Annotated in this window: 19 protein-coding genes; 4 read left to right on the top strand and 15 right to left on the bottom strand. The window is 71.3% G+C overall.

Annotated features, from left to right (window positions below):
- Window positions 1-31 precede the first annotated feature (31 nt).
- The gene (locus JOF44_RS00295; RefSeq protein WP_209885914.1) at window positions 32-622 is read left to right on the top strand and encodes a DUF3043 domain-containing protein; all 591 of its coding nucleotides are present in this window, start codon (window positions 32-34) and stop codon (window positions 620-622) included.
- Window positions 623-728: 106 nt separating this feature from the next.
- On the opposite strand, the gene aspS is transcribed toward JOF44_RS00295, so the two are convergent.
- Window positions 729-2,537: an aspartate--tRNA ligase gene (gene aspS, locus JOF44_RS00290; protein WP_209885911.1), complete on the bottom strand. Its 1,809-nt coding sequence runs from the start codon at window positions 2,535-2,537 to the stop codon at window positions 729-731.
- Between the two features lie 320 nt (window positions 2,538-2,857).
- Between aspS and JOF44_RS00285 the strand changes: the two genes are divergently transcribed.
- Window positions 2,858-4,741, top strand: coding sequence for a DEAD/DEAH box helicase (locus tag JOF44_RS00285; protein ID WP_209885908.1), 1,884 nt, complete (start codon window positions 2,858-2,860; stop codon window positions 4,739-4,741).
- A gap of 119 nt (window positions 4,742-4,860) precedes the next feature.
- Here the strand turns inward: JOF44_RS00285 and trxA are convergent, their stop codons facing one another.
- Window positions 4,861-5,232 carry a thioredoxin gene (gene trxA / locus JOF44_RS00280; RefSeq protein ID WP_209885905.1) on the bottom strand — a complete coding sequence of 124 codons (372 nt, stop codon included), beginning with the start codon at window positions 5,230-5,232 and terminating at the stop codon, window positions 4,861-4,863.
- A gap of 71 nt (window positions 5,233-5,303) precedes the next feature.
- Entirely contained in the window at window positions 5,304-6,689 is a 1,386-nt protein-coding gene (gene hisS / locus JOF44_RS00275; RefSeq protein WP_209885902.1) for a histidine--tRNA ligase, read from the bottom strand.
- Window positions 6,690-6,929: 240 nt separating this feature from the next.
- Here hisS and JOF44_RS21060 point away from each other — a divergent pair, with 240 nt between their 5' ends.
- On the top strand, window positions 6,930-8,810 hold the full coding sequence (locus JOF44_RS21060) for a DUF349 domain-containing protein (RefSeq protein WP_209885900.1): 1,881 nt from the start codon (window positions 6,930-6,932) through the stop codon (window positions 8,808-8,810).
- A 114-nt stretch (window positions 8,811-8,924) separates the two neighbouring features.
- Window positions 8,925-9,611, top strand: a complete 687-nt coding sequence (locus tag JOF44_RS00265; RefSeq protein WP_209885897.1) for a hypothetical protein — start codon at window positions 8,925-8,927, stop codon at window positions 9,609-9,611.
- Window positions 9,612-9,741: 130 nt separating this feature from the next.
- Here the strand turns inward: JOF44_RS00265 and JOF44_RS00260 are convergent, their stop codons facing one another.
- The 12 genes from JOF44_RS00260 to thrS all read right to left on the bottom strand — a co-directional run bounded on the left by JOF44_RS00260 (window position 9,742) and on the right by thrS (window position 23,798).
- Window positions 9,742-12,153 carry a RelA/SpoT family protein gene (locus JOF44_RS00260; protein ID WP_209885894.1) on the bottom strand — a complete coding sequence of 804 codons (2,412 nt, stop codon included), beginning with the start codon at window positions 12,151-12,153 and terminating at the stop codon, window positions 9,742-9,744.
- A gap of 111 nt (window positions 12,154-12,264) precedes the next feature.
- Window positions 12,265-12,816, bottom strand: coding sequence for an adenine phosphoribosyltransferase (locus tag JOF44_RS00255; RefSeq protein ID WP_209885888.1), 552 nt, complete (start codon window positions 12,814-12,816; stop codon window positions 12,265-12,267).
- An 11-nt stretch (window positions 12,817-12,827) separates the two neighbouring features.
- Complete coding sequence (gene secF / locus JOF44_RS00250; protein ID WP_209885885.1) at window positions 12,828-14,156, bottom strand: protein translocase subunit SecF; 1,329 nt, start codon at window positions 14,154-14,156, stop codon at window positions 12,828-12,830.
- Window positions 14,153-16,066, bottom strand: a complete 1,914-nt coding sequence (gene secD, locus JOF44_RS00245) for a protein translocase subunit SecD (RefSeq protein ID WP_209885882.1) — start codon at window positions 16,064-16,066, stop codon at window positions 14,153-14,155. Before secD ends, secF begins: the two co-directional genes overlap by 4 nt.
- A 118-nt stretch (window positions 16,067-16,184) precedes the next feature.
- Window positions 16,185-16,562 (bottom strand): preprotein translocase subunit YajC, encoded by a 378-nt coding sequence (gene yajC, locus JOF44_RS00240; protein ID WP_342591613.1) that lies wholly within the window; start codon window positions 16,560-16,562, stop codon window positions 16,185-16,187.
- Window positions 16,563-16,688: 126 nt separating this feature from the next.
- Window positions 16,689-17,759 (bottom strand): Holliday junction branch migration DNA helicase RuvB, encoded by a 1,071-nt coding sequence (ruvB, locus tag JOF44_RS00235; protein WP_209885878.1) that lies wholly within the window; start codon window positions 17,757-17,759, stop codon window positions 16,689-16,691.
- On the bottom strand, window positions 17,756-18,358 hold the full coding sequence (gene ruvA, locus JOF44_RS00230) for a Holliday junction branch migration protein RuvA (RefSeq protein ID WP_209885875.1): 603 nt from the start codon (window positions 18,356-18,358) through the stop codon (window positions 17,756-17,758). Before ruvA ends, ruvB begins: the two co-directional genes overlap by 4 nt.
- 26 nt (window positions 18,359-18,384) lie before the next feature.
- Window positions 18,385-18,975 carry a crossover junction endodeoxyribonuclease RuvC gene (gene ruvC, locus JOF44_RS00225; RefSeq protein WP_209885872.1) on the bottom strand — a complete coding sequence of 197 codons (591 nt, stop codon included), beginning with the start codon at window positions 18,973-18,975 and terminating at the stop codon, window positions 18,385-18,387.
- On the bottom strand, window positions 18,972-19,730 hold the full coding sequence (locus JOF44_RS00220; protein WP_209885869.1) for a YebC/PmpR family DNA-binding transcriptional regulator: 759 nt from the start codon (window positions 19,728-19,730) through the stop codon (window positions 18,972-18,974). The genes ruvC and JOF44_RS00220 overlap by 4 nt, the downstream gene beginning before the upstream one ends.
- 129 nt (window positions 19,731-19,859) lie before the next feature.
- Entirely contained in the window at window positions 19,860-21,149 is a 1,290-nt protein-coding gene (locus tag JOF44_RS00215; protein WP_209885864.1) for a PrsW family intramembrane metalloprotease, read from the bottom strand.
- A 40-nt stretch (window positions 21,150-21,189) separates the two neighbouring features.
- A complete protein-coding gene (locus tag JOF44_RS00210) occupies window positions 21,190-21,801 on the bottom strand; it encodes an HIT family protein (RefSeq protein ID WP_209885861.1) in 612 nt (203 codons plus the stop codon).
- On the bottom strand, window positions 21,798-23,798 hold the full coding sequence (gene thrS / locus JOF44_RS00205; RefSeq protein WP_209885858.1) for a threonine--tRNA ligase: 2,001 nt from the start codon (window positions 23,796-23,798) through the stop codon (window positions 21,798-21,800). Before thrS ends, JOF44_RS00210 begins: the two co-directional genes overlap by 4 nt.
- Window positions 23,799-23,960 lie beyond the last annotated feature (162 nt).

The raw sequence follows: 23,960 nt of genomic DNA, 5'->3' as shown, positions 1-23,960 counted from the left end.
AATCCCAGGTGGGATTGCCTAGAATGCCCTGGTGATCTTCCGCAAGTCCGAGCCCCCGCCCTTCCCTGAGCCGACCCAGCCCGAGCGGCCCGGCTCCAAGGGACGGCCCACCCGTACCCGCAAGGAGGCCGAAGCGGCCCGCCGCCGGCCCCTCGTGGTCGACGACCGCAAGGAGGCCCGCAAGCGCGATCGCGCGCAGGCCGCCCGGGCGCGGCAGGAGTCGCAGCAGGCGCTGATGACCGGGGACGAGAAGAAGATGCCGCTGCAGCACCGCGGCGCGGACCGTCGCCTGGTGCGCGACCTGGTCGATTCCCGGCGCAACATCGCGGAGTACTTCTTCCCTCTCGCGCTGATCTTCATGCTGGTCGCGCTGGTCATGCCGCTGATCCGACCGGAGCTCTATCTCACCATGAGCACCGGCATGATCGTGGTGCTGTGGGGCGGCATCCTGGTGTGCGTCATCGACTCCTTCTTCCTGCGCCGCCACCTGCGCAAGCACCTCACGGCCGAGTACGGGACGGTCGAGCGCGGCCTGGTCGGCTACGGGATCATGCGTGCGATCCAGATCCGCCGCTTCCGCCTCCCCCGCGCCCAGGTCAAGCACGGCCAGTCCCCCCGCTGAGCGGACCCTCGGCCGCCGGCGATCGTCGTGCCGATCCGCCCCCGAGGACGCAGAACGGGCCCCCGCGATCACTCGCGGGGGCCCGTTCTGCGTCGGCGGGGCGTTCTCAGGCGATCGGGGCGTCCTCGACGGCCTTCTCCGCCGTCTCGCCCTTCTCCCGCGGAGCCGGCTTCGCGTCGACGCCGGCCTCCTTGCGCTGCTGGGGCGTGATCGGCGCCGGAGCGGCGGTCAGCGGGTCATAGCCGTTACCGGTCTTGGGGAAGGCGATGACCTCACGGATCGAGTCCTCCCCGGCGAGCAGGGCCACGATGCGGTCCCATCCGAAGGCGATGCCGCCGTGCGGCGGGGCCCCGAACTGGAAGGCGTCGAGCAGGAAGCCGAACTTCTCCTGGGCCTCCTCCTGCCCGATGCCCATGACCTCGAACACGCGCTGCTGGATGGCCTGGTCGTGGATGCGGATCGACCCGCCACCGATCTCGTTGCCGTTGCACACGATGTCGTAGGCGTAGGCCAGCGCCGAGCCCGGATCGGTGTCGAAGGTGTCCATGAACTCGGGCTTGGGCGAGGTGAAGGCGTGATGGACCGCGGTCCATGCGCCGGCGCCGACGGCGACGTCCCCGGCGGCGCGGGCCTCCGCGGCGGGCTCGAACATCGGCGCGTCCACGACCCACACGAAGGCGAACTCGTCGTGGTCGATGAGACCCAGACGCTCGGCGATCTCGCCTCGCGCCGCTCCGAGCAGGGCGCGCGAGGGCTTCGTCTCCCCCGCCGCGAAGAAGATGCAGTCCCCGGGGGAGGCGCCGGTGGCCCGGAGCAGTCCGGCCTTCTCCGCCTCGGAGATGTTCTTGGAGACCGGGCCGGTCAGGGAGCCGTCCTCCTGGACCAGCACGTAGGCGAGGCCCTTGGCACCGCGTTGCTTCGCCCAGTCCTGCCAGGCATCGAGCTGACGACGCGGCTGGGAGGCGCCCCCGGCCATGACGATCGCTCCGACGTACGGGGCCTGGAAGACGCGGAACGGCGTCTCGGCGAAGTATTCGGTCATCTCGACCAGCTCGAGGTCGAAGCGCAGGTCCGGCTTGTCGGAGCCGTAGCGGCGCATCGACTCGGCGTAGGTCAGGCGCGGGAACGGCCCGGTGATCCGGTGGCCGCCCTTCGCCCACACGGCGGTGAGGATCTCCTCTGCCAGGGCGAGGACGTCCTCCTGGTCCACGAAGCTCATCTCGACGTCGAGCTGTGTGAACTCGGGCTGGCGGTCGGCGCGGAAGTCCTCGTCGCGGTAGCAGCGGGCGAGCTGGAAGTACTTCTCCACGCCGCCGACCATCAGCAGCTGCTTGAACAGCTGCGGCGACTGCGGCAGCGCGTACCAGGAGCCGGGGGCCAGGCGCGCGGGCACCAGGAAGTCCCGGGCGCCCTCCGGGGTCGAGCGGGTCAGGGTCGGGGTCTCGACCTCCACGAACTCCTGGTCCAGGAGGGTGTCGCGGGCGGCGCGGTTGACCTCGGACCGCAAACGCAGGGCGGCCGCGGGACCCTGTCGGCGCAGGTCCAGGTAGCGGTAGCGCAGACGCGCCTCCTCGCCGACCTCGGTGTGCTCATCGAGCTGGAACGGCAGCGGAGCGGAGCTGCTGAGCACCTCGACCTCGTCGGCGGTGACCTCGATGTCGCCCGAGGGCAGCAGCGGGTTCTCATTGCCTTCGGGCCGACGGCCCACCGTCCCGACGACGCGCAGCACGTATTCGCCTCGCAGATGCATCGCTTCGTCCTCGCGGACCACCACCTGGGCGACACCCCCGGCGTCGCGCAGGTCGAGGAAGGTCACGCCGCCGTGGTCACGGCGGCGGCCGATCCAGCCGGTGAGGGTGACGGTCTGTCCGATGTGCTCCGGTCGGAGCGCGCCGGCGGAATGAGTGCGCAGCACGAGGTGTCCTTCACAGTGGGTGGTGGTGGGCGCGGGCCCATCGGTCCGCCGAGGCGGAGGGGACGTCAGCGCCCGAGGGCGTGGATCCACCAGCCTACCGCGCAGGGTGAGCGATATCGCCCACGTGCCCCTATCGGCGCGGGACCGCGGCCCCGTACACTGAATGCTGTCCGACCTGCGATAGCGCAGGTCCTTCGAGCCCATTCGTCGCTCGAGCTGCGCTGTTCACTCCGCGGAAGTCTCACATCGCGACCTGCCAGGGCACTGACGCCCTGCGACCTGCGAGGGCTGTTGATCTCTTCCACCCTCCGAAGGACGCCATGACTGACACCTCCCCTGCCCAAAATCCCGTGCCGGCCCCCGACGGCCCCGGCCACGAGGACCCGGACACCGCTGCCGAGAGCCCCGCGGCGAACGATTCCGCGTCCGGGACCCCGGCCGCCCCCGCCGAGCCCAGCTTCGACGACATCGACCTGCCCGCGCCCCTGCGGCGTGCGGTCGACGAGCTCGGATTCACCGTCCCCTCCCCCATCCAGGCCCAGGCGATCCCGCCGCTGCTCGAGGGCAAGGACGTGATCGGCGTCGCCCAGACCGGAACCGGCAAGACCGCCGCCTTCGGCCTTCCCCTGCTCGCTGCGGTCGACCCCGAGCTGCGTCAGGTCCAGGCCCTCGTGCTCGCCCCGACCCGTGAGCTGGCCATGCAGGTCGCCGACGCCATCTCCTCCTTCGCGACGTCGATCGGCGGCCTCGACGTCCTCGCCGTCTACGGCGGTTCGCCCTACGGCCCGCAGGAACGTGCGCTCGCCCGCGGCGCGCAGGTCGTCGTCGGCACCCCGGGCCGCGTGATGGATCACATGCGACGCACCAACCTGCGTCTGGACACCATCCGCATGGCGGTCCTCGACGAGGCCGACGAGATGCTGCGCATGGGCTTCGCGGAGGACGTCGAGGAGATCCTCTCCCACTCCCCCGCGAGCCGTCAGGTCGCCCTGTTCTCGGCCACCATGCCCTCGGCCATCCAGCGCGTCGCCCAGGACCACATGAAGGACCCGGTCCGCGTGAGCGTGTCCCGGCAGGCCTCCACGGTCAAGAGCGTGCACCAGACCTACGCCGTGGTGCCCTTCAAGCACCGCACGGGCGCCCTCGCCCGGGTGCTGGCGACCTCCGAGGCCGAAGCCGCGATCGTCTTCGTGCGCACCCGCGCCGCCGCGGAGGAGATCGGCACCGCCCTGCTCTCCCGCGGTCTGATCGCCGCCTCCATCAGCGGCGACGTGCCGCAGAAGGAGCGCGAGAAGATCGTCGAGCGCCTGCGGGACGGCTCGCTGCAGGTGCTGGTGGCGACGGACGTGGCCGCACGTGGCCTGGACGTGGAGCGCATCGGCCTGGTCGTGAACTTCGATGTGCCGCGCGAGCCCGAGGCCTACGTCCACCGCGTGGGCCGCACCGGCCGCGCCGGCCGCTCCGGCGAGGCGCTGACCTTCATCGGCCCGCATGAGCGTCGGGCGCTGAAGAACATCGAGCGCGTCACCAAGCAGACCCTCGAAGAAGCGGTCATCCCCTCTCCCCGCGACGTGTCCAAGCACCGACTGGCGGCGCTGCTCACCCAGGTCCCCGACCGGATCGAGCGCGGGCGCCTCGAGCTGTACCGCGAACTGATCAGCGAGTTCGTCTCCGAGCACGAGATCGACCCGCTCGAGCTCGCTGCGGTGCTGGGCGCCATGACCGTCGGCGACGACGGCCCCGGCACCCCCACCGAGGACGAGGAGTTCACCGGCGCCACCCTCACGGGCGATGACCGCGGACGCTCCGAGCGCGCCCCGCGCGGCGGCGGACAGACGGAGCACGGCTACACGTCCTACCGCGTCGGCGTCGGGCACACCCACGGGGCTCGCCCGCCGGGGATCGTCGGGGCGATCACGGGCGAGGGCGGCCTGCACGGCAAGGACGTCGGCAAGATCCAGATCTTCCCCAGCTTCTCCCTGGTGCAGATCCGCGGCTCCCTCGGCGAGGAGCAGAAGGCGCGCATCGGGAAGGCGAAGGTCGGCGGTCGCTCTCTGCGCATCAGCGAGGACCAGGGGCCGCGCGGCGGTCAGGGCGGTGGTCGTCGTGACGGCGAACGTCCGGGTCGGCGCGGCAACGACCGCCCGCGCCGGGACGACGGCGGTCGCTTCGACGCGAAGCGGAAGGGGCCCCGTCGTCCCTGAGCGACCTCGCCGCGCAGGATCCTCCTGCGAGCATGAGGAAGGCCCCGCCCCCGAGTCATCGGGGAGCGGGGCCTTCCTGGATCATCGGGCGCCGCCGATCCGGCACCCGGGGACTCAGCTCAGGCCTGCTCCTTCTGCTGGGCCTCGGCGTACGCGGTGCGGACCTCGTCCATGTCCAGGTTGCGGACCTGGCCGATGAGATCCTCGAGGGCCGACTGCGGCAGGGCACCGGCCTGCGAGAAGACCGGGATCCCCTCGCGGTAGGCGACCAGCGTCGGGATCGAGGTGACGCCGTAGCGCATGGCCAGATCCTGCTGGTCCTCGGTGTCGACCTTCGCGAAGGTGACGTCCTCATGGCTCTCCGAGGACTCCTCGTAGATGGGCGCGAAGCGCTGGCACGGCACGCACCAGCCCGCCCAGAAGTCGATCAGGACGATGCCGTCCTCGACGGTCTTGTCGTGGTTCTCTGAGTTCAAGGTGACGGTAGCCATGACCTCTGGAACGCCGTCCCGCCCGGGATCATTCCCCGAACGGGACGATGTGACTCAGGTCATCCACGCCGTCAGGACGTCGGCCCGTCCTCGCCGCCGGGCAGGATCTGCGCCCGACGGTCCCGGGCCGAGGGTTCCCACGTCGCGGGATCGGCGCTCGCCTGCTCACCGGTGCGGATGTCCTTGACCTCGCCGGAGCTGCCCTCCTCGCCCGGGAACCAGACGAAGGGGATCCCGCGGCGGTCCGCATACCGGATCTGCTTGCCGAACTTCGTGGCGGTGGGGGCCACCTCGGTCGAGATCCCGCGACCCCGCAGCTGCCGGGCGACGGCATCGCTGGCCGGACGGGACTGCTCGTCCAGGACGGCCACCAGCACACAGGTCGGCACCGAGCGCGAGGCGCGGGCGAGATCCGCCGAGAGCATCCGGGAGACCAGCCGGGACAAACCGATCGACAGCCCGACGCCGGGATAGGTGTGCCGGTTGTCGGTGGCCAGGGAGTCATAGCGGCCCCCGGAGCAGATCGAGCCCAGGGACTCGTGCCCGGACACGAAGGTCTCGAACACGGTGCCGGTGTAGTAGTCCAGGCCGCGCGCGATGGAGAGATCCGCGAGGATCACCCCGGGGACGGCGGCCTCGACCCTCTCCAGCACCGCGGTCAGCTCGGCGATGCCCTGCTCAATCATCTCCCCGGTGCCGCCGAGCTCGCGGACGCGCTGGGCGAAGGAGTCGTCGCGGGTGCGGATCGAGGCGAAGTCCAGGCAGGCCTGCGCCTGCTGCTGCGTCGCCCCGATCTCCCCCACGAGCAGCTCGCGCACGGCGTCCGGGCCGATCTTGGGCAGCTTGTCGAGGCAGCGCAGCACGGCGGCGTGGTCCTCCAGCCCCAGCGAGCGGAAGAATCCCTCCGAGAGACGGCGGGTATTGGCGTGGATCGTGACGGTCGGCAGCGGCAGACGGTCGAGGATCTCGGCCATCACCACGGCGACCTCGGCCTCGATGTGGCCTGGCAGGGTGTCCTGGCCGATCACATCGAGATCGGCCTGGTAGAACTCCCGGAACCGTCCGTCCTGGGGGCGCTCCCCACGCCACACCTTCTGGATCTGGAAGCGGCGCAGCGGGAAGGCCAGATCGTTCTGGTGCTCGAGGACATAGCGCGCCAGGGGGACGGTCAGGTCGAAGTGCAGCCCGAGGGTGCGCGCGGGATCCGCTCCGGAGTCGTCGGCAGCGGTCCCGGTCTCCTCGGCGTGCAGCCGACGCAGGACGTAGACCTCCTTGTCGATCTCTCCCTTGCGCAGCAGCTGCTCCAGCGGCTCCACGGAGCGCGTCTCGATGCCCGAGAACCCGTGGAGCTCGGCCACCTCGCGGAACACGTCGATCACGTGCTGCTCGACGAGACGTTCGGCCGGGAGCCATTCCGGGAATCCGGACAGGCCGGACTTCTTCGGGGTCTTCGCCATGCGGGGCACATCCTTCTCGGGGTCGGCGCGGAAAGCGGCAAGGACCCATTATCGCCGACGGATCCCCGACAGCGGCACCCGTCGATCGCCCCGGACGGGCGGGGTCCCCATGCTCTGCTCACTGTAGAGTTCCGGGACGTGGTCCGCCCTCCCCCGGAAGTGCGCCCACGTGCCTGCCCGGCCGCCGATCGTGGCGGCAGTGTCCCGCCCTGCAGCGGATCCCTTCGAAGGAGCTCAACCGTGAGCGAGTCCGAGACTCCCCTCCCCGCGCCGCATCCCGCCGATCAGCCCCGCGATCCGGCGACCGACCAGTCCCCTGAGCCCGAGCAGCCGGCCCCCGAACAGGCCGCGACGGAGCAGAATGCCTCCGCGCCGGCCGGGCCCGAGCCGTCGGCCTCCGAGACGTCGGCCTCCGAGACGCCCGCGCCCGAGCAGCAGCCCCCGGCCGCTGCAGACCCCGAGCGCGTCGACGAGACCCCGACGGATGCCCGCGAGGACCAGGACGGGGAGGTGCCGACCCCGGAAGACGCCGCGACGACCTCCGATCAGGAGACCGCTCCCCCAGCGGCCGGATCGACACCTGCGGCGCACGCTCCCGAGCAGGCGGCGCCCGCAGAGGGCACGGATCCGACCCCCGCCGCAGCCGCCACCCCATCACCGCGCCCCCACCCGGCACCGGGCCCCACGCCTGCGACACCGGGCCCCACGCCGGCGGCACCGGGCCATAGGCCTGCGACACCGGGCCCCACGCCGGCGGCATCGGGGCCCAAGCCCGCCGTGCCGTCCCCTGCGGCGCTCGCGGGCAAGAAGCCCTCCGCTGCCCTGCTGCCCGTGGCAGCCCCGGTGACCGAGTACGCGCCGGAGGATCTGGCGGCCGCCAAGGCCTTCGGCTCCGTCGCCGAGGACGGCACCGTCACCGTCCAGGACGGCACGCAGGTGCGCACCATCGGCACCACCACGGAGTCGGACCACGACCAGGCGCTGGAGCCCTACGCCCGCGGCTACCTGGACCTGGTCGCCTTCCTCGACCTCACCCAGACCACCCTCAACGCCCCGGAGCACACGCAGAACGAGCTCAACCGTCTGCTGGAGAACCTGCGCAAGAACATGAAGGAGCCCCAGGTCGTCGGGGACATCCCGGCACTGCGGTCCCGGGCGCACGAGCTGCGGGAGAACGCCAAGGGCAAGATCCAGGCGCTCGAGGCCAAGCGGGCCGAGGCGCGCGAGGCGGCCACCCGGCGGCGCACCGAGTTCGTCGAGTCCATCGAGGCGCTGGTCGCCACCGATCCCGAGCAGATCTCCTGGAAGAACGCCGGGGACACGATGCGACAGATGGTGCCGACCTGGAAGTCGATGCAGACCGAGGACGTCTCCCTGGACCGCCCCACCGAAGAGGCGCTGTGGAAGCGGCTGTCCGCGGCGAGATCCACCTTCGACCGGATGCGCAAGCAGTTCTTCTCCGAGCTCGACGAGAAGCACACCGAGGCCGCGGAGCTCAAGGAGACCCTCATCGTCCGCGCCGAGGAGATGCAGGACTCCACCGACTGGGGCCCGACGGTCCGGGCCTACAAGGACCTGATGGGCGAGTGGCGACGTGCTCCGCGCGGCAGCCGCAAGAAGGACGACGCCCAGTGGAAGCGGTTCAAGGCCGCCCAGGACCGCTTCTTCGATGCCCGCAATGCCGACCTCCACCAGCTCGAGGCCGAGCAGCGGGAGAACCTCCGGGCCAAGGAGGCGCTGCTCACGGAGGCCGAGGCCATCGATCCGCAGCAGGACCTCGAGACCGCCAAGGCCTCGCTGCGGTCCATCCAGGATCGCTGGGAAGAGGCCGGCAAGGTTCCCCGCGGGGACATGCGCCGCATCGACGACCGGCTGCGTCGGGTCGAGCGCTCCCTGAAGGACGCCGAGCAGGACGAGTGGCGCCGCACGGACCCGCGCACCCGGGCCCGGGTCGAGGGCGCCTCCTCGCAGCTGCACTCGGCGATCGCCTCCTACGAGGAGGATCTGGACAGGGCCCGTGCCGGCGGGGACCCCGCGAAGATCGCCGAGGCGGAGGCGGCGCTCGAGGCGCGCAAGGAGTGGCTGGCCGTCATCGAGCGGTCCGCCCGCAACCTCGGCTGATCACTCCCCGGGCACTCGCGCGGTCCGCCGACGGTCCTTCCTCCACCGTCCCGCCCGTCCACAGTGACGGGCGGGACGTTTGCCGTCCGGCCCCGGGAACGTCAGAGTCGGTGCATGAGACCAGCGAACTCGGCGATCGACTCGCCGCGGCGCACCGTCGGCCGGAGGCGTCGGACCATCGCCGCTCCGCCACCGCCGCCGCGCACGGGCCTGTGCGCGGCCTGGTCGCACCACGCCGCCGAGCTCGCCGTACCGATCGGGGCGGGCCTCCAGCGGTGGGAGGAGAGTCCCTCGACCGCCGCGATGATCCGGGAGGATCTGCTCGCCCGGGTGCTGCCCGGGGTCTTCCTGCCCCCGGATCTGCTCCGCACGGCGATCGAGCGCGCGCTCGCCCTCGGGTGCGCTCTGGGCGGGCAGCTGCAGTCCTACCACGTCATCGCGGGGCCGTCGGCGGCGTGGGTGCTTCTGGGCGGTCGGCCGCCCGCACCGGCGGAGCTCCTGTCCAGCGCGCATCGTGGGTCGATCATCGGGGCGACGGTGCGGACGGCCCGCCTGCGTCCCCACGAGGTCGAGACCATCGGCGGTGCGCCGGTGACGTCTCCGGTGCGCACCGCAGCGGACCTGTTGCGGTTCTGCCCGGACCACGTCGCTGATCCTGCGCTGCGGGGACTGCTCGGCAGCGGTCACCTCACCGAACGGGCGATGCACCGGCAGCTGCAGGTGATGGGTCGTCATCCCGGGGCACGAGCGGCGCGGGCGCGCTGGGAGGTGCTGCTCGGAGGCCTCGCCCCTGCGGCCTGAGGCCCGGGGCAGGTGCCACGGACCGGTGCCGCAGGCCGGACGAGACGGCACCGCGGCTCCGACGTGCTCGCGGCTGCCGGTGCAGTGGTGTGCCGGTGTGCCGGTGTGCCGGACTGCAGCGGGCGTACGGTCAGCCGACGGCGAGGGGTTCCGAGGTGCCGACCGCTTTGCCGTCGGCCGTGACGCGGTAGACGTCGTAGACGCCCTCGACCCGTCGCACCTGCGCCAGCACGGACTGCAGGTGGGAGGGATCGGCGAGCTCGAAGGAGAAGAAGGTGGTGGCGAGGCGGTCGGTGTTCGACTGCGCGGCGGCGGAGTGCAGGTTGACCTGCTGCTCGGAGATCACCAGGGCGAGGTCGGTGAGCAGGCGCGGGCGGTCCAGGGCCTCGACCTTGATGTGGACGAGGTAGGCGGCCGAGTGCCGTCCGGACCAGGACACGTCCACCATCCGGTCCGGCTGCTGCTCCTGCAGCTGGATCGCGTTCGAACAGCTGGTGTGGTGCACGGAGATCCCGGAGCCGCGCGTGATGAAGCCGACGATCGGGTCGCCGGGGACGGGGGCGCAGCACTTGGCGAGCTTGACCCACAGGTCCGTCTGCCCGTCGACGACGACGCCCTGATCGGTCTCCGAGGCGTGGCGCTCCGAGCGGGTGGTGGGCCGAGAACGTGCCCGGGAGGGCAGCGTGATCTCCGCGACGTCCTCCTCGGCCCCGTCCGAGCCGCCGAAGACCGCCCGGAGCTTCTCCACCACGTGCTGCGCTCCGGTGTGGCCCTCGCCGATCGACGTGTACAGCGCATCGACCGAGGTGAGGTTCAGGTCCGTCGCCACGGTGGCGAGCGTGTCGTGCGTGAGCAGGCGTCGCATCGGAAGGTCCTGGCGGCGCAGCGCCTTGGCGAGGTCCTCCTTGCCGCGCTCGAGCGCCTCCTCGCGGCGCTCCTTGGAGAACCAGTGCCGGATCTTGTTGCGCGCCCGCGGGGACTTCACGAACCCCAGCCAGTCGCGGCTGGGTCCGGCGTCCAGCGACTTCGAGGTGAACACCTCCACGACGTCCCCCGTGGACAGCGCCGATTCCAGCGAGACCAGCCGTCCGTTGACGCGGGCCCCGATCGTGCGGTGACCGACCTCGGTGTGCACGGAGTAGGCGAAGTCGACCGGCGTGGAGCCCTGCGGGAGAGGGAGCACGTCCCCCTTCGGGGTGAAGACGTACACCTCCTGGGTGTTGATCTCGAACCGCAGCGAATCCAGGAACTCGCCGGAGTCGGTCGTCTCCTTCTGCCAGTCCATCAGCTGGCGCAGCCAGGCCGCCTCATTGGTCCCCTGCGTCATGTCCCCGCCGGCGGCCCCCGCCATCGCCTTGTACTTCCAGTGCGCGGCGACGCCGTACTCCGCGCGGCGGTGCATCTCCCTGGTGCGGATCTGGACCTCCACCGGCTTTCCGGTGGGGCCGATCACCGTGGTGTGCAGCGACTGGTAGAGGTTGAACTTCGGCAGCGCGATGTAGTCCTTGAAGCGGCCCTGCACCGGCGACCAGCGTGCGTGCAGGGTGCCCAGGACGCCGTAGCAGTCACGGACGGTGTCGACCAGCACCCGGACCCCGACCAGGTCGTAGATGTCGGCGAAGTCGCGGCCGCGCACGATCATCTTCTGGTAGATCGAGTAGTAGTGCTTGGGACGGCCGGTGACCTCGGCCTTGATCTTCGCCTTCTTGAGGTCGTCCAGGATCTGGGAGGACACCGTCTTGAGGTACTGGTCGCGGGCCGGTGCGTGCTGTGCCACCAGGGCCACGATCTCCTCGTAGACCTTGGGGTACAGCACCTGGAAGGAGCGGTCCTCGAGCTCCCATTTCATGGTGTTCAGGCCCAGCCGGTGCGCCAGCGGAGCGTAGATCTCCAGCGTCTCCTTGGCCTTGCGCTCCGCGGAGGAGGCCGGAACGTACTTCCAGGTGCGGGCGTTGTGCAGACGATCGGCGAGCTTGATCAGCAGCACGCGCACGTCGCGGCTCATCGCCACGATCATCTTGCGCACGGTCTCGGCCTGGGCGGCCTCTCCGTAGGTGACCTTGTCGAGCTTCGTCACCCCATCGACCATCACGGCGATGACCTCGCCGAACTCCTCGCGCAGCCGGTCCAGCGAGTAGTCGGTGTCCTCGACGGTGTCGTGGAGCAGTGCGGCGGCAACGACCTCTGCCGGCGAGCCGAGCTCGGCGAGGATGGTCGCCACCGACACCGGGTGGGTGATGTAGGGGTCCCCGCTCTTGCGGGACTGGCCGCGGTGCGCCCGTTCGGCGACGGTGTAGGCGCGCTGGATGAGGGTGAGGGACTCCTTCGGGCTGACCGCCGACATGGTCTCCAGCAGCGGTGCCAGCAGCGGGTCCGCCGTGGTGGCCGAACGGGCGGAGAAGAAGGACAGCCTCGAGCGCGGCTTGCGGGGCCCCTGGCTCGGACCCTTCGTCGGGGCCGGCGCGGGGCTGGACGGGCTGGTGCCGGGGCCCGACGGGGCGACGTCGGCTCCCAGGCTCTCGGATGCGGGCCGCTCCTGCACTGCGCACCTCCTTCTGGCGTGCCCCGAGTCTACGCGCGGCGGCGGCGGTCCCCGACATCACCGGCGCGGGTCATCCCGAGGCCGACCGCTGCCGATGCCGCGAGGCGCAGCTCAGTCCGGGATCGACCAGACGGTCGTCAGCGGGACGTCCGGGAGCTTCCGACGCCCCTGGAGCCCTTCCAGCTCGATGAGGAACGAGGCCCCCAGCAGCTCGACGTCGAACTGCCTGGTCAGCTCGAGGGTGGCCGCAGCGGTGCCCCCGGTGGCCAACAGGTCGTCGACCATGAGAGTGCGGGCGCCTGCGGGCAGGGAGTCCTCCGGGATCTGGACGACGGCGCTGCCGTATTCGAGGTCGTAGCTCAGCGTGGCCGGCGATCCCGGCAGCTTGCCGGCCTTGCGGACCGGGACGAAGCCGGCGCCCAGCTCGTACGCCAGCGGAGCTCCCAGCACGAAGCCCCGCGCCTCGGTGCCCACGACGTACTCGATGTCGGCGGGCAGCAGGGTGATCCAGTAGCGGATGACGTCCCGCAGCGCACGGGCGTCCCGCAGCAGCGGGGTGATGTCCCGGAACAGGACCCCGGGGGTCGGGAAGTCCGGGTACTCGGCGATATGGGACCGGCGCAGGTCCTCGATCTGCTCGCGGGTGGGCACGGTCTCGCTCATGGGGATGCCTCTCATCGTCCCGTGCGCCGACGCCGCGTGGCGCGGCGAGGCTGCCGACGGACGCGATCGGCCGCTCCCGTCGAGGCCTTCCCGTGGCCGCGGTCCGAGGCCGGTCCGTCGCCGTCCGGGACCGCCACGTCGCTGTCACGGGCGGACTCGTCGCCGGCGTCGTCCGGGTGCTCGCCGTCGGTCGTGGCGGTCTCGGCGGCGGCGCCTCCTTCGCCGGAGAGGTCGCCGGCGGCGGGCTCGGGCTCCCCCTCCCGGTCGATGCCGCCGTGGTCCCGGCCCTCGGCCCCGAACTCGTCCTCGGGAGCATCGTCGGAGCGGTCCACGCCGCGGTCGGCGGCGACGCCGGTGGCGCCTCCACCGCGCCGGGCCGTGCGGACGGCCGCGGTGTGCGCGCGGATGTCCTTCTCCCCGCGGCGCAGGTCCACCAGGAAGCCGGGAGCCAGGAAGATCGAGGAGTAGGTGCCCGCGAGGATGCCGATGAACAGGGCCAGGGAGATGTCCTTCAGGGTGCCCGCCCCGAGCAGGAACGCTCCGATCGCCAAGATGGACCCCACCGGCAGCAGCGCCACCACGGAGGTGTTGATCGAGCGCACGAGGGTCTGGTTCGCGGCCAGCTCGACCTGCTCGGCGAACGTCGCCCTGGTCTGCCCGGTCAGGTCGGCGATGTTCTCGCGGACCTTGTCGAAGACGACGATCGTGTCGTACAGCGAGTACCCCATGACGGTGAGGAAGCCGATCACGGTGCCCGGGGTGATCTCGAAGCCGACCACCCCGTAGACCGCGGCGGTGATCAGCATGTCGTGCACCAGCGCAACCATCGCCGCGGCGGAGGACTTCAGGTTGCGGAAGTACACCGCCATCGTCGCGGCGACCAGCAGCAGGAAGACCCCGATGGCGCGGAGCATCTTCTGGGTGACGTCATCGCTCCAGACCGGCCCGACGAACGAGGAGGAGACGTCGTCGGTGGAGACGCCGTAGGAGGCCGCGAGATCCTCGGCCAGAGCGGCGGTCTGCCCGGAGTCCAGCTGCGAGGTCTGGACCCGCATGGTGTCCCCGCCGAGCACGGTGACCTTGGGTTCGTTGTCCGGCACGTGATCCCGCACGACATCGCGGGCGATGCTCTCCTCCGTGTCGGAGACCCCGGTGACCTGGAACTCCGAGCCGCCGGTGAACTCGATGCCCAGGTTCGGTCCGCGCAGCACCGCGAGACCGGCCAGCACCAGCACGGCGACGAGGCTGATCACGTACCAGGTTCGACGCCGGGTGACCAGGGGCACGGTGCGGCGACCGGCATGGAGGTCGTTGCCGAACCGGGAGAATGTCGCGGTCATCGGCTCGTCTCCTCGGAGTCGTCATCGCTGGTGCCGTCGTCGAGATCCCGGCCGGTGCTGCGTTCGCCGGCCAGGGGCGGGGCCGGGGTCGTCGAGCGCGGGTCCTGCTCGGCGCGTTCGCGCTCCGCGGCTTCCCGGGCCAGGCGGGCCTTGCGGGCCGCCAGGGGCTCATGAGTCTCCCCGCTGTCCTCGGCGGTGCTCCGGGATGCGGCCGAGCGCACCCGCCCGCGACCTGCATAGGCGGGCACCGAGCGGCCCAGCCGTGCCGGGTCGAGGCCGCTGAAGGGGTGACCCTTGCCGAAGAACCGGGTGCGCGCCAGGACCTGCAGCACAGGGTGCGTGAACAGGAACACCACCAGCAGGTCGAGCAGGGTGGTGACGCCCAGGACGAAGGCGAAGCCGCGCACTCCGCCGGTGGACAGGAGGTAGAGCACCACGGCCGCGATCACGTTCACGGAGTCCGAGGCGAGGATGGTCCGTTTGGCGCGGTCCCACCCGTGGTCCACGGCGGCGACGACCCCGCGTCCGTCGCGGATCTCGTCGCGCACTCTCTCGAAGTACACGATGAAGGAGTCCGCGGTGAAGGCGATCGCGACGATCATGCCCACCACGCCGGCCAGCGAGAGCCGGTAGCCGATGTCGGGGATGTTCGAGAGAATGGTCAGCGTGGCGTACGTGAGGAAGCCCATGACCAGCAGGCTGGTCATCGTCACGATCGACAGCGCGCGGTACTGGGCGAAGGCGTAGACCACGACCAGCGCCAGCCCGATCAGGCCCGCGATCAGGCCCATCCGCAGCTGATCGGTGCCCAGCGTGGCGGAGATCTGCTGCTCCGAGGCGACGTTGAACTCGAGCGGCAGCGCCCCGAAACGCAGCTGGTCGGAGAGCTGGCTGGCCTGCTCCTGGGAGAAGTTCCCGGAGATCGAGGCCTCGCCGCCCGGAGAGGGCTCCTGCACCTGCGGGGCGGAGATGACCTGGCCGTCCAGCACGATGCCGAAGGCCGGGGAGGCGCCCTCGCTGTTGTACAGGGCAGAGGTCATGTCCGAGAAGGACTGCGCGGCGTCCTGCTCGAAGCTCATGTTGACCACGTAGTAGCCGGTGGACTGCCCGGTCGGGTTGGTGTCGGCCGCCACCGAGGAGTCGGCGATCGACGAGCCGGCCACGACCTCCGGGCCGAGCAGGAACTTCTGGCTGCCCTCGGGGTCGCAGGCGATCACGGGTTCATCGACCGGGGCGTCGGAGACCTTCTCCTGCTGCGCCCGCGGATCGGTGCAGTCCGCGGTCATCAGCTTGTTCTGCAGCTCCGGAGTCGCCCATTCCGTCGACCAGGCGGGGTACTTCAGGTCCCCCTCGGCCGGGGCGGCCGGCGGAGCGAGCGAGGAATCCCCGCTGATCAGACCCTCGAACTGCTGCTGCGAGGGATCAGCGGGCGCCTCGGAGCTCTCCCCGCCCCCGGCTCCTCCGCCGGCGTCGGAGGCGCCCCCCGCATCGGAGGCACCCCCGGCGTCGGACGCTCCGCTGCCGCTGGCCTCGGGGGCCACCACGGCGAGCACGGGGCGGAAGGACATCGAGGCCGTCTGCCGCAGCGCCTCGGAGGTCTCCTGGTCGAGCGTCCCGGGGACGTCGACGATGATGTTCGTCCCGCCCTGGACGCTGATCTCCGTCTCGGAGACCCCCATCGCGTTGATGCGCTGGGAGATGATCTGGCGTGCCTGCTCCATCGCAGTCGAGTCGATGGCCGCGCCGTCGCGCGACTCGGCCTGCAGGATGATCTGGGTGCCGCCCTCGAGATCGAGGGCGAGCTTGGGCGCCGGTTCCCAGCCGCCCTTCCAGACCCCGGCGCCGATCCCGCCGCCCAACAGCAGGATCAGCACCGCAAGAGCCGTCAGGGCGATGCGACGTGCGGGCATGGCGGGAATTCCTCAGGACGACGGGCGGGAGGGGGTGAGCAGATGCTCACCAGGACGGGTGCGGACACCCGCGTGGACCGGCGGCCGCGGCGATCACCGCGGCCGGCGGTCGCAGCGATCAGCGGTCGCGACGGTCCTCGGACTCATCCGAGAGGGTCACGCCGGGGACGCCCGATCCGGACGACTCCTCGGCGGCGTCGTCCTGCGCCGCGGCGTCGTCCTCGGACTCCTCGGAGACCGGGTCGACCCCCATGGCGATGGCCTGTCGGGCCCACTTCGACTGCGAACCGTCCTCGGACTCGAGGACCACAGTGTCGTCGAAGGTGTCGACGATCAGGCCGTAGAAGCCCGAGTGCGTGCGCACCTCGTCACCGACGCCGAGCTGGTCGACGAGCGCGCGCTGCTTCTGCTGCTGCTTCTTCTGGCGGCTCGAGAGGAACATCAGCGGCAGCATCATGACCGCGAAGATGAGCAGGAGGGGCAGGAGGGATTCCACAGGATTCCTTTCGGCGGACAGCGGCGGGACCGGGAGCTCCTGCTCGGGGACCGCCCTGCCGCGGACGACTGACCGCCCTACTGTACCCGCCGATCCCGCACGGCTTCACAGACGGTGGCGCGTGCCTCAGAAGCGTCCGAGCATCGGGGCGATCCCGCCCCCGCCCTCCGGCGCCTCGAGGCCCAGATGGGTCCAGGCCGCCGGGGCGGCGGCGCGGCCGCGGGGCGTGCGCAGCAGGAACCCCTCGCGCACCAGATAGGGCTCGACCATGGTCTCGACGGTCTCGGTCTCCTCCCCCACGGCGACGGCGAGGGTGGACAGTCCGACCGGCCCCCCGGCGAAGCGCCTGCAGAGGGCCCCGAGCACCGCGCGGTCCAGGCGGTCCAGTCCGCGATCATCGACCTCGTAGACGCGCAGGGCCTCCTTGGCGGCCGCGAGGTCGAGGCGTCCGTCTCCCTTGACCTGCGCCCAGTCGCGCACGCGCCGCAGCAGGCGGTTCGCGATCCGCGGCGTGCCCCGGGCACGGGAGGCGATCTCGACCCCGGCCTCCTCCTCGAGGTCCTCCTCCAGGCGCACGGCCGAGCGCCGCACCACCTCGCGCAGCTCCTCGGGGGCATAGAAGTCCAGGTGGCCGATGAACCCGAAGCGGTCGCGCAGCGGGGCCGGCAGCAGTCCCGCCCGGGTGGTGGCGCCGACCACGGTGAACGGCGGCAGATCCAGCGGGATCGAGGTCGCCCCGACCCCCTTGCCGACGACGACGTCGACGCGGAAGTCCTCCATCGCGATGTACAGCATCTCCTCGGCCGGGCGGGCGAGCCGGTGGATCTCGTCGAGGAAGAGCACCTCCCCCTCGTCGAGCGAGGAGAGGATCGCGGCGAGGTCGCCGGCGTGCTGGATGGCGGGGCCCGAGGTGATGCGCAGCGGGGCGCCCAGCTCGGCGGCGATGATCATCGCCAGGGTCGTCTTGCCCAGTCCCGGCGGGCCCGACAGCAGCATGTGCTCGGGCGAGCGACCACGACCGGCGGCTCCGTCCAGCACCAGCGACAGCTGTTCGCGGACCACCTGCTGGCCGACGAACTCGTCGAGGCGGCGCGGGCGCAGCGCGGCCTCGGCCGTACGCTCCGGGGGTGCGGAACCGGGATCGGTCACCGACGGTGCCGACGGGTCGTCACCGAGGGCGTGGTCCTCGTGGCTCATCGGCTGCCTCCGAGCCGGCGCAGCGCCCGGCGCAGCAGATCAGCGGCCTCCGGCGCGGCGTCGTCCTCGGCGCGGACCGCCTCGACGGCGGAGACGGCGCCCTTCTCCGGCCAGCCCAGGCCCACCAGGGCCTCGACGACGTCGCCGTCGACGCCGGCGGCGACGGGGGCCGCACCGCCGAGCGCCGTCGGCGTGGAGGGCGCGGGCAGCTTGCCGCCCAGCTCGAGCAGCATGCGGCCGGCGACCTTCGGACCGATCCCGGGGGTGCGGGAGATGGTCTTGGCGTCCTGCTCGGCCACGGCACGGCGCAGCTCCTCGGGGTCCAGGACCGCCAGCACCGCCAGCGCGGTGCGCGGCCCGATCCCGGAGACGGACTGCACGATGCGGAAGGTCTCCGCCTCCTCGGGGTGGGGGAAGCCGAACAGGGTCATCGAGTCCTCGCGCACGACCAGCTCGGTGTGCAGGATCAGCTCGGCGCCGTGGCGGGTGGAGCTCAGGGCCTGAGGCGTGGTGCGGACGAGGTAGCCCACGCCGCCGACGTCCAGCACGAGGGAATCGAGGTCGATGCGGGCCACTCGCCCGGTCAAGGATGCGATCACGGCACCACTGTAGAACGAGTGTTCGATCAGTGCCGGGAGGTGGAGCGCTCCCGGGCGCGTCGAGCCGTGCGCTCTGCCTGCGCCCACACGGCCTGAGCGCTGGTGCGCGCCCCGCCGGTGGCGTCGAGCGCGACCGGCCCGGGACCCCGCCACAGCTGGGTCAGGGCGATCGCGACCGCGTCGGAGGCGTCCGCGGGCTGGGGCGGGGCCTCGAGACCGAGCAGACGCACCAGCATGGTCTGGATCTGCTTCTTGTCGGCGCGGCCGCTGCCGGTCACCGCGGCCTTGACCTCGGAGGGGGTGTGCATCGCGATCGGGATGCCGCGCTCGGCGGCCTCCACGATCGCGATGCCGGAGACCTGGGCGGTCCCCATCACCGTCGAGGTGTTGTTCTGGCTGAAGACGCGTTCGACGGCGACCACGTCCGGGCCGTGCTCCTCGAGCGCCGCCCGCAGCCCCCGGGCGATCGTGAGCAGCCTGCGGTCGATGGGGTCCTCGGAGGACGAGCGGATCACCCCGGCGGTCACGAACGTGGCCCGTCGACCGCCGGCGGAATCGATCACGCCGATCCCGCAGCGGGTGAGCCCGGGATCGACCCCGAGCACCCGCAGGGTCATTCGGCCTCGGCCAGCTGCGCGGCGACGTCCTCGGGGATGTCGAGGTTGGAGAAGACGTTCTGGACGTCGTCGCTGTCCTCGAGCGCGTCGATCAGGTTCAGCGCCTTCCGGGCGCCGTCGAGGTCGACGGGGGTGCGCATGGTGGGAACGAACTGCGCCTCGGCGCTGTCGTAGTCGATGTCGGCCTCCTGCAGCGCGGTGCGCACGGCGACCACGTCGGTGGCCTCGGAGAGGATCTCGAAGGATTCGCCCTCGTCGAGGATCTCCTCGGCGCCGGAGTCCAGGACCACCTCGAGCAGGCCGTCCTCGGTGAGATCGCCCTTGGGCACCGTCACCACTCCCCGACGCTCGAACAGGTAGGACACGGAGCCGGAGTCGGCCATGTTGCCGCCGCCGCGGTTGAAGGCCAGCCGCACCTCGGAGACCGCACGGTTCTTGTTGTCGGTGAGGCACTCGACGAGCACGGCGACGCCGCCGGGGGCGTACCCCTCGTACATCAGGGTCTCGTACTCGACGCCGCCGCCGTCGAGGCCGCCGCCGCGCTTGACGGCCCGGTCGATGTTGTCGTTGGGGACGGAGGTCTTCTTCGCCTTCTGGATGGCGTCGTAGAGAGTGGGGTTTCCCGTGGGGTCGGGGCCGCCCATGCGCGCTGCGACCTCGATGTTCTTGACCAGCTTGGCGAACAGCTTGCCGCGCTTGGCATCGATGACGGCCTTCTTGTGCTTGGTGGTCGCCCACTTGGAATGCCCGGACATCTCTCTCCTTACGACTCACGCGCCGGATCCCGGCGCAGTGCCGCCCCATTGTAGGGCCACGGCGTGCGGGGTTCCGGCGGGGTCGCCGGCGCGGACCCGGTCGCGGGCGCCTCCGCCGGCGCGGTGACCTCAGCGGCGGACGACGGGGGCCGTCAGCGCCCCGATCAGGCGGCGGTCGGCGGTGATGCGTTCGAGCAGCTCGCGCTCGCGCCGGCGGGTGCGCTCCGACGGCTTCCCGTGCAGCACGCTGTGGCGCTCCATGCCCAGCTGGATCGCAGCGCGGATCAGGTCCCGCATCGCCATCCGGGCGACCGCGCCATGACGGCCCGCCCACTTCTCGGCACGGCGCCGCGCCCCCATCGCCACGAGCATGTCGACCTCGGGGGGCGCGAACCAGCCCGCGCGGCCGTACTCGGACAGCTGCCGGCGCAGGATCCGCCGCTCTCGCAGACGCAGGAACAGCACGATCGCCACCAGGAGCACGAAGATCGGCACCTGCACGGTGACGTAGTAGCGCAGGAAGCCCGCCAGCGGGTTCTCGGGGTCGACGGGGAGGAAGAAGCTCGATCCGTTCCACAGGGCGTGCAGGATCATGCCCAGGGAGAGCCCGCCGACGCCGAGCCCGAAGTAGAGCATCAGCGAGCGGCGCTCGGCGGCGATGCCGAGGCCGAGACCGGACAGGGCGGTGAAGGAGGCGTGGGCGAAGGGCGACAGGAGGCCGCGCAGGAAGAAGGTCTGCCAGAACCCGGCGACCTCGCCGGCGGCCTGCGCCTGGTGGAAGGAGTTGCCGAAGTAGAGGATGTTCTCGGTGAAGGCGAAGCCCCCGGCGATCAGCGCCGCGTAGACCACGCCGTCGATGGGCCCGGCGATGTAGCGGCGCCCCCAGATCAGCAGGCCGATCAGCCCGGCGGACTTCATGGTCTCCTCGACCACCGGTGCCTGGACCGCGGCTCCGAGGAACTGGGCGGTGACCTGGTCCGGCTCGCTCGGGCTGATCCATGCCGTGAAGGGGGTGCCGATGACGAAGGTCAGCGCCACCGAGCCCACTGCGCCCCAGATGAAGGCGTAGATCAGCGAGATCCGGGGCTGCGGGGTGTAGCGGTCCAGCCACCAGATGGCGCCGAGGACGATCGCGACCGGGACCAGGGCGGCGGTGAACGCCACCAGCGAGGTCCCGAAGCCCAGCGGCAGGATGATGAAGACGTACAGCAGCACGGCGCCGCCCGCGAGAGCGAGGAACGACAGGCCGAACAGCACCCAGCGGAGCCAGGGCCGCCGACGGCGCGGCCGCTGCGGCCCCGCCTCGCCCATCCGTCCGGGCGCGCGCGGATCGAGGCGGTCGACGTCGTAGCCGTAGCCGGCGTCCGTCGGACCGGGCGCGGCCGGCCCGGGGCGCGCAGGGGCTCCCGTGGTGCTCATCTCGACGATCTCCTCCCTCTGCGACCTCGGTCAGGCTAGCTCAGGGCCAGGCGTCGGCGTAGAGCCGCCGGGTGTCCGCCAGCAGGATCGGGATGGCCTTGGTGTGCCCGACGATGGGCAGGAAGTTCGCGTCCCCCATCCATCGCGGCACCACGTGCTGATGCAGGTGCGCGGCGATGCCCGCCCCCGCGACCGGCCCCTGGTTCATCCCGAGGTTGAACCCGGCCGGGCCGGAGACCTCGCGGATCACCCGCATCGCAGTCCGGGTCAGCTCGGCGACCTCCCGCACCTCGGCGTCGTCCAGCTCCGTGTAGTCGGCGACGTGCCGGTAGGGGCACACCAGCAGGTGACCGGAGTTGTACGGGTAGAGGTTCAGCACGACGTAGGCGACCTCGCCGCGGTGGACGATCAGGGCGTCCTCGTCGCTCCGCCGCGGTGCCGTGCAGAAGGGGCACTGGTCCCCGTCGTGGGGATCGACGGGCTTGTTCTCCCCGCCGATGTAGGCCATCCGGTGCGGGGTCCACAGGCGATCGGTGTCGTCGGGGACGCCGGCGAAGTCTCCCGCGTCCTCGACGACCGGCCGCTCGGGCCCCGTCGGGCGTCCCGGCCCGGTCGGCCCGGTCGGATCGGTCCCCGGTCCCGGCCCGCTCATACCTGCACCTTGTCCGCGATCGCGGTGACGATCCGCTGGACGGCCTCGTCGACGGCGATGCCGTTGTCCTGGCTGCCGTCCCGCATCCGGAAGGAGACCGCCCCGGCCGCCTGGTCCTCGCCGCCGGCGATGAGCAGGTAGGGCACCTTCTCCTTGGTGTGGGTGCGGATCTTCTTCTGCATGCGGTCGTCGGAGGAATCGACCTCGACGCGCACCCCGTGGGCGCGGAGCTTCGCCGCGACCTCCTCGAGATAGGGCGCGTACTCGGCGGCGACCGGGACGCCGACGACCTGCACGGGTGCGAGCCAGACCGGGAAGGCTCCCGCGTAGTGCTCCAGCAGCACGCCGAAGAAGCGCTCGATGGAGCCGAACAGGGCGCGGTGGATCATCACCGGGCGCTGCCGCGAGCCGTCGGACGCGGTGTACTCCAGCTCGAACAGCTCGGGCTCGAAGAAGTCCAGCTGGATGGTCGAGAGCTGCCAGGTGCGGCCGATCGCGTCCTTGGCCTGCACGGAGATCTTGGGGCCGTAGAACGCGGCGCCGCCCTCGTCGGGGACCAGGTCGAGCCCCGAGGCGGTGGCGACCTGCTCGAGGGTGTCCGTGGCCTCGGCCCAGGTGGCCTCGTCGCCCACGGACTTCTCGGGATCGCGGGTGGACAGCTCGAGGTAGAAGTCGTCCAGCCCGTAGTCCTTCAGCAGCCCGAGCACGAAGTCGAGGGTCCGGGAGATCTCCTCCTTCATCTGCTCGCGGCTGCAGTAGATGTGCGCGTCGTCCTGGGTGAAGCCGCGGGCCCGGGTCAGGCCGTGCACCACGCCGGACTTCTCGTAGCGGTACACGCTGCCGAACTCGAACAGCCGCAGCGGCAGCTCCCGGTAGGAGCGTCCTCGGGAGCTGTAGACGAGGTTGTGCATCGGGCAGTTCATGGGCTTGAGGTAGTAGTCCTGGCCCTGCTTGGTCACGGTGCCGTCGGCGTCCACCTCCTCGTCCACGTGCATCGGGGGGTACATGCCGTCGGCGTACCACTCCAGGTGCTTGGAGGTCTCGAAGAGGTTCTTCTTGGTGATGTGCGGGGTGGAGACGAAGGAGTATCCGGCCTCGACGTGGCGGCGGCGGGAGTAGTCCTCCATCTCCATCTTGATCATGGCGCCCTTGGGGTGGAACACCGGCAGCCCGGAGCCGATCTCGTCGGGGAAGGAGAACAGGTCCAGCTCGCTGCCGAGGCGCCGGTGGTCGCGGCGCTCGGCCTCGGCGATCCGCTCCTGGTGGGCGCGCAGCTCCTCCTTGGAGGGCCATGCCGTGCCGTAGACGCGCTGCAGCATCGGGTTCTTCTCGCTGCCGCGCCAGTAGGCGGCGGCGGAGCGGGTCAGGGCGAAGCCGTTGCCGATCAGCTTGGTGGTGGGCAGGTGAGGGCCGCGGCAGAGATCGGTCCAGACCACCTCGCCGCGACGGTCGACGTTGTCGTACATGGTCAGGCCGCCCTCGCCGACCTCGACGCTCGCGCCCTCGGCGGCGTCGTCGGCGGTGGACTTCAGACCGATCAGCTCGAGCTTGTAGGGCTCCTGCGCCTCTTCGGCGCGGGCGGCGTCGTCGCTGATCTCGCGTCGGACGAAGCGCTGCCCCGCCTTGATGATCCGATTCATCTCCTTCTCGAGCGCCTTGAGCGACTCGGGAGTGAACGGCTCGGCGACGTCGAAGTCGTAGTAGAACCCGTCGGTGATGGGCGGGCCGATGCCGAGCTTCGCCTCCGGATCCGCCTTCTGCACAGCCTGGGCGAGGACGTGGGCGGCACTGTGGCGCAGGATCGACAGGCCGTCGGGGCTGGAGAGCTCGACACCCTCGATCATCGCACCGGCCGTCACGGCCGTGGACAGGTCCCGCAGCTCGCCGTCGATCCGCAGCGCGATGATCTCGCTGCGGCCCTCGAAGAGCGTGGTGCCCGTGGTCCCCTCCTCGAGCTGCTGGGGTGAACCGTCCAGGGTGATGGCGATCTGGGCCACGGGGTGCTCCTTGTTCTCGGGTCGAGCCGGCCGACGATGCCGGTCCTCGTTTCCGTCCGAGGCGATGGTATCCGGGGCCGGGCCGCTGCGACGACCCGGCCCGTGTGCGCCGGAGGCGATCGGGCATCGGCTCAGGTGGCTCGGCCCTCCCGGAGTCGCTCC

Source organism: Brachybacterium fresconis (assembly GCF_017876515.1).
GTDB lineage: Bacteria > Actinomycetota > Actinomycetes > Actinomycetales > Dermabacteraceae > Brachybacterium > Brachybacterium fresconis.
This window is presented reverse-complemented; position numbering and strand designations above follow the sequence as displayed.

What these genes read in the sequence shown, in the direction of transcription:
- JOF44_RS00285 (WP_209885908.1), top strand. Translation starts at nt 2,858, where the DNA reads ATGACTGACACCTCCCCTGCCCAAAATCCCGTGCCGGCCCCCGACGGC.
- trxA (WP_209885905.1), bottom strand. Translation starts at nt 5,232, where the DNA reads ATGGCTACCGTCACCTTGAACTCAGAGAACCACGACAAGACCGTCGAG.
- hisS (WP_209885902.1), bottom strand. Translation starts at nt 6,689, where the DNA reads ATGGCGAAGACCCCGAAGAAGTCCGGCCTGTCCGGATTCCCGGAATGG.
- JOF44_RS00265 (WP_209885897.1), top strand. Translation starts at nt 8,925, where the DNA reads ATGAGACCAGCGAACTCGGCGATCGACTCGCCGCGGCGCACCGTCGGC.
- JOF44_RS00255 (WP_209885888.1), bottom strand. Translation starts at nt 12,816, where the DNA reads ATGAGCGAGACCGTGCCCACCCGCGAGCAGATCGAGGACCTGCGCCGG.
- secF (WP_209885885.1), bottom strand. Translation starts at nt 14,156, where the DNA reads ATGACCGCGACATTCTCCCGGTTCGGCAACGACCTCCATGCCGGTCGC.
- secD (WP_209885882.1), bottom strand. Translation starts at nt 16,066, where the DNA reads ATGCCCGCACGTCGCATCGCCCTGACGGCTCTTGCGGTGCTGATCCTG.
- ruvB (WP_209885878.1), bottom strand. Translation starts at nt 17,759, where the DNA reads ATGAGCCACGAGGACCACGCCCTCGGTGACGACCCGTCGGCACCGTCG.
- ruvC (WP_209885872.1), bottom strand. Translation starts at nt 18,975, where the DNA reads ATGACCCTGCGGGTGCTCGGGGTCGATCCCGGGCTCACCCGCTGCGGG.
- JOF44_RS00220 (WP_209885869.1), bottom strand. Translation starts at nt 19,730, where the DNA reads ATGTCCGGGCATTCCAAGTGGGCGACCACCAAGCACAAGAAGGCCGTC.
- JOF44_RS00215 (WP_209885864.1), bottom strand. Translation starts at nt 21,149, where the DNA reads ATGAGCACCACGGGAGCCCCTGCGCGCCCCGGGCCGGCCGCGCCCGGT.
- JOF44_RS00210 (WP_209885861.1), bottom strand. Translation starts at nt 21,801, where the DNA reads ATGAGCGGGCCGGGACCGGGGACCGATCCGACCGGGCCGACCGGGCCG.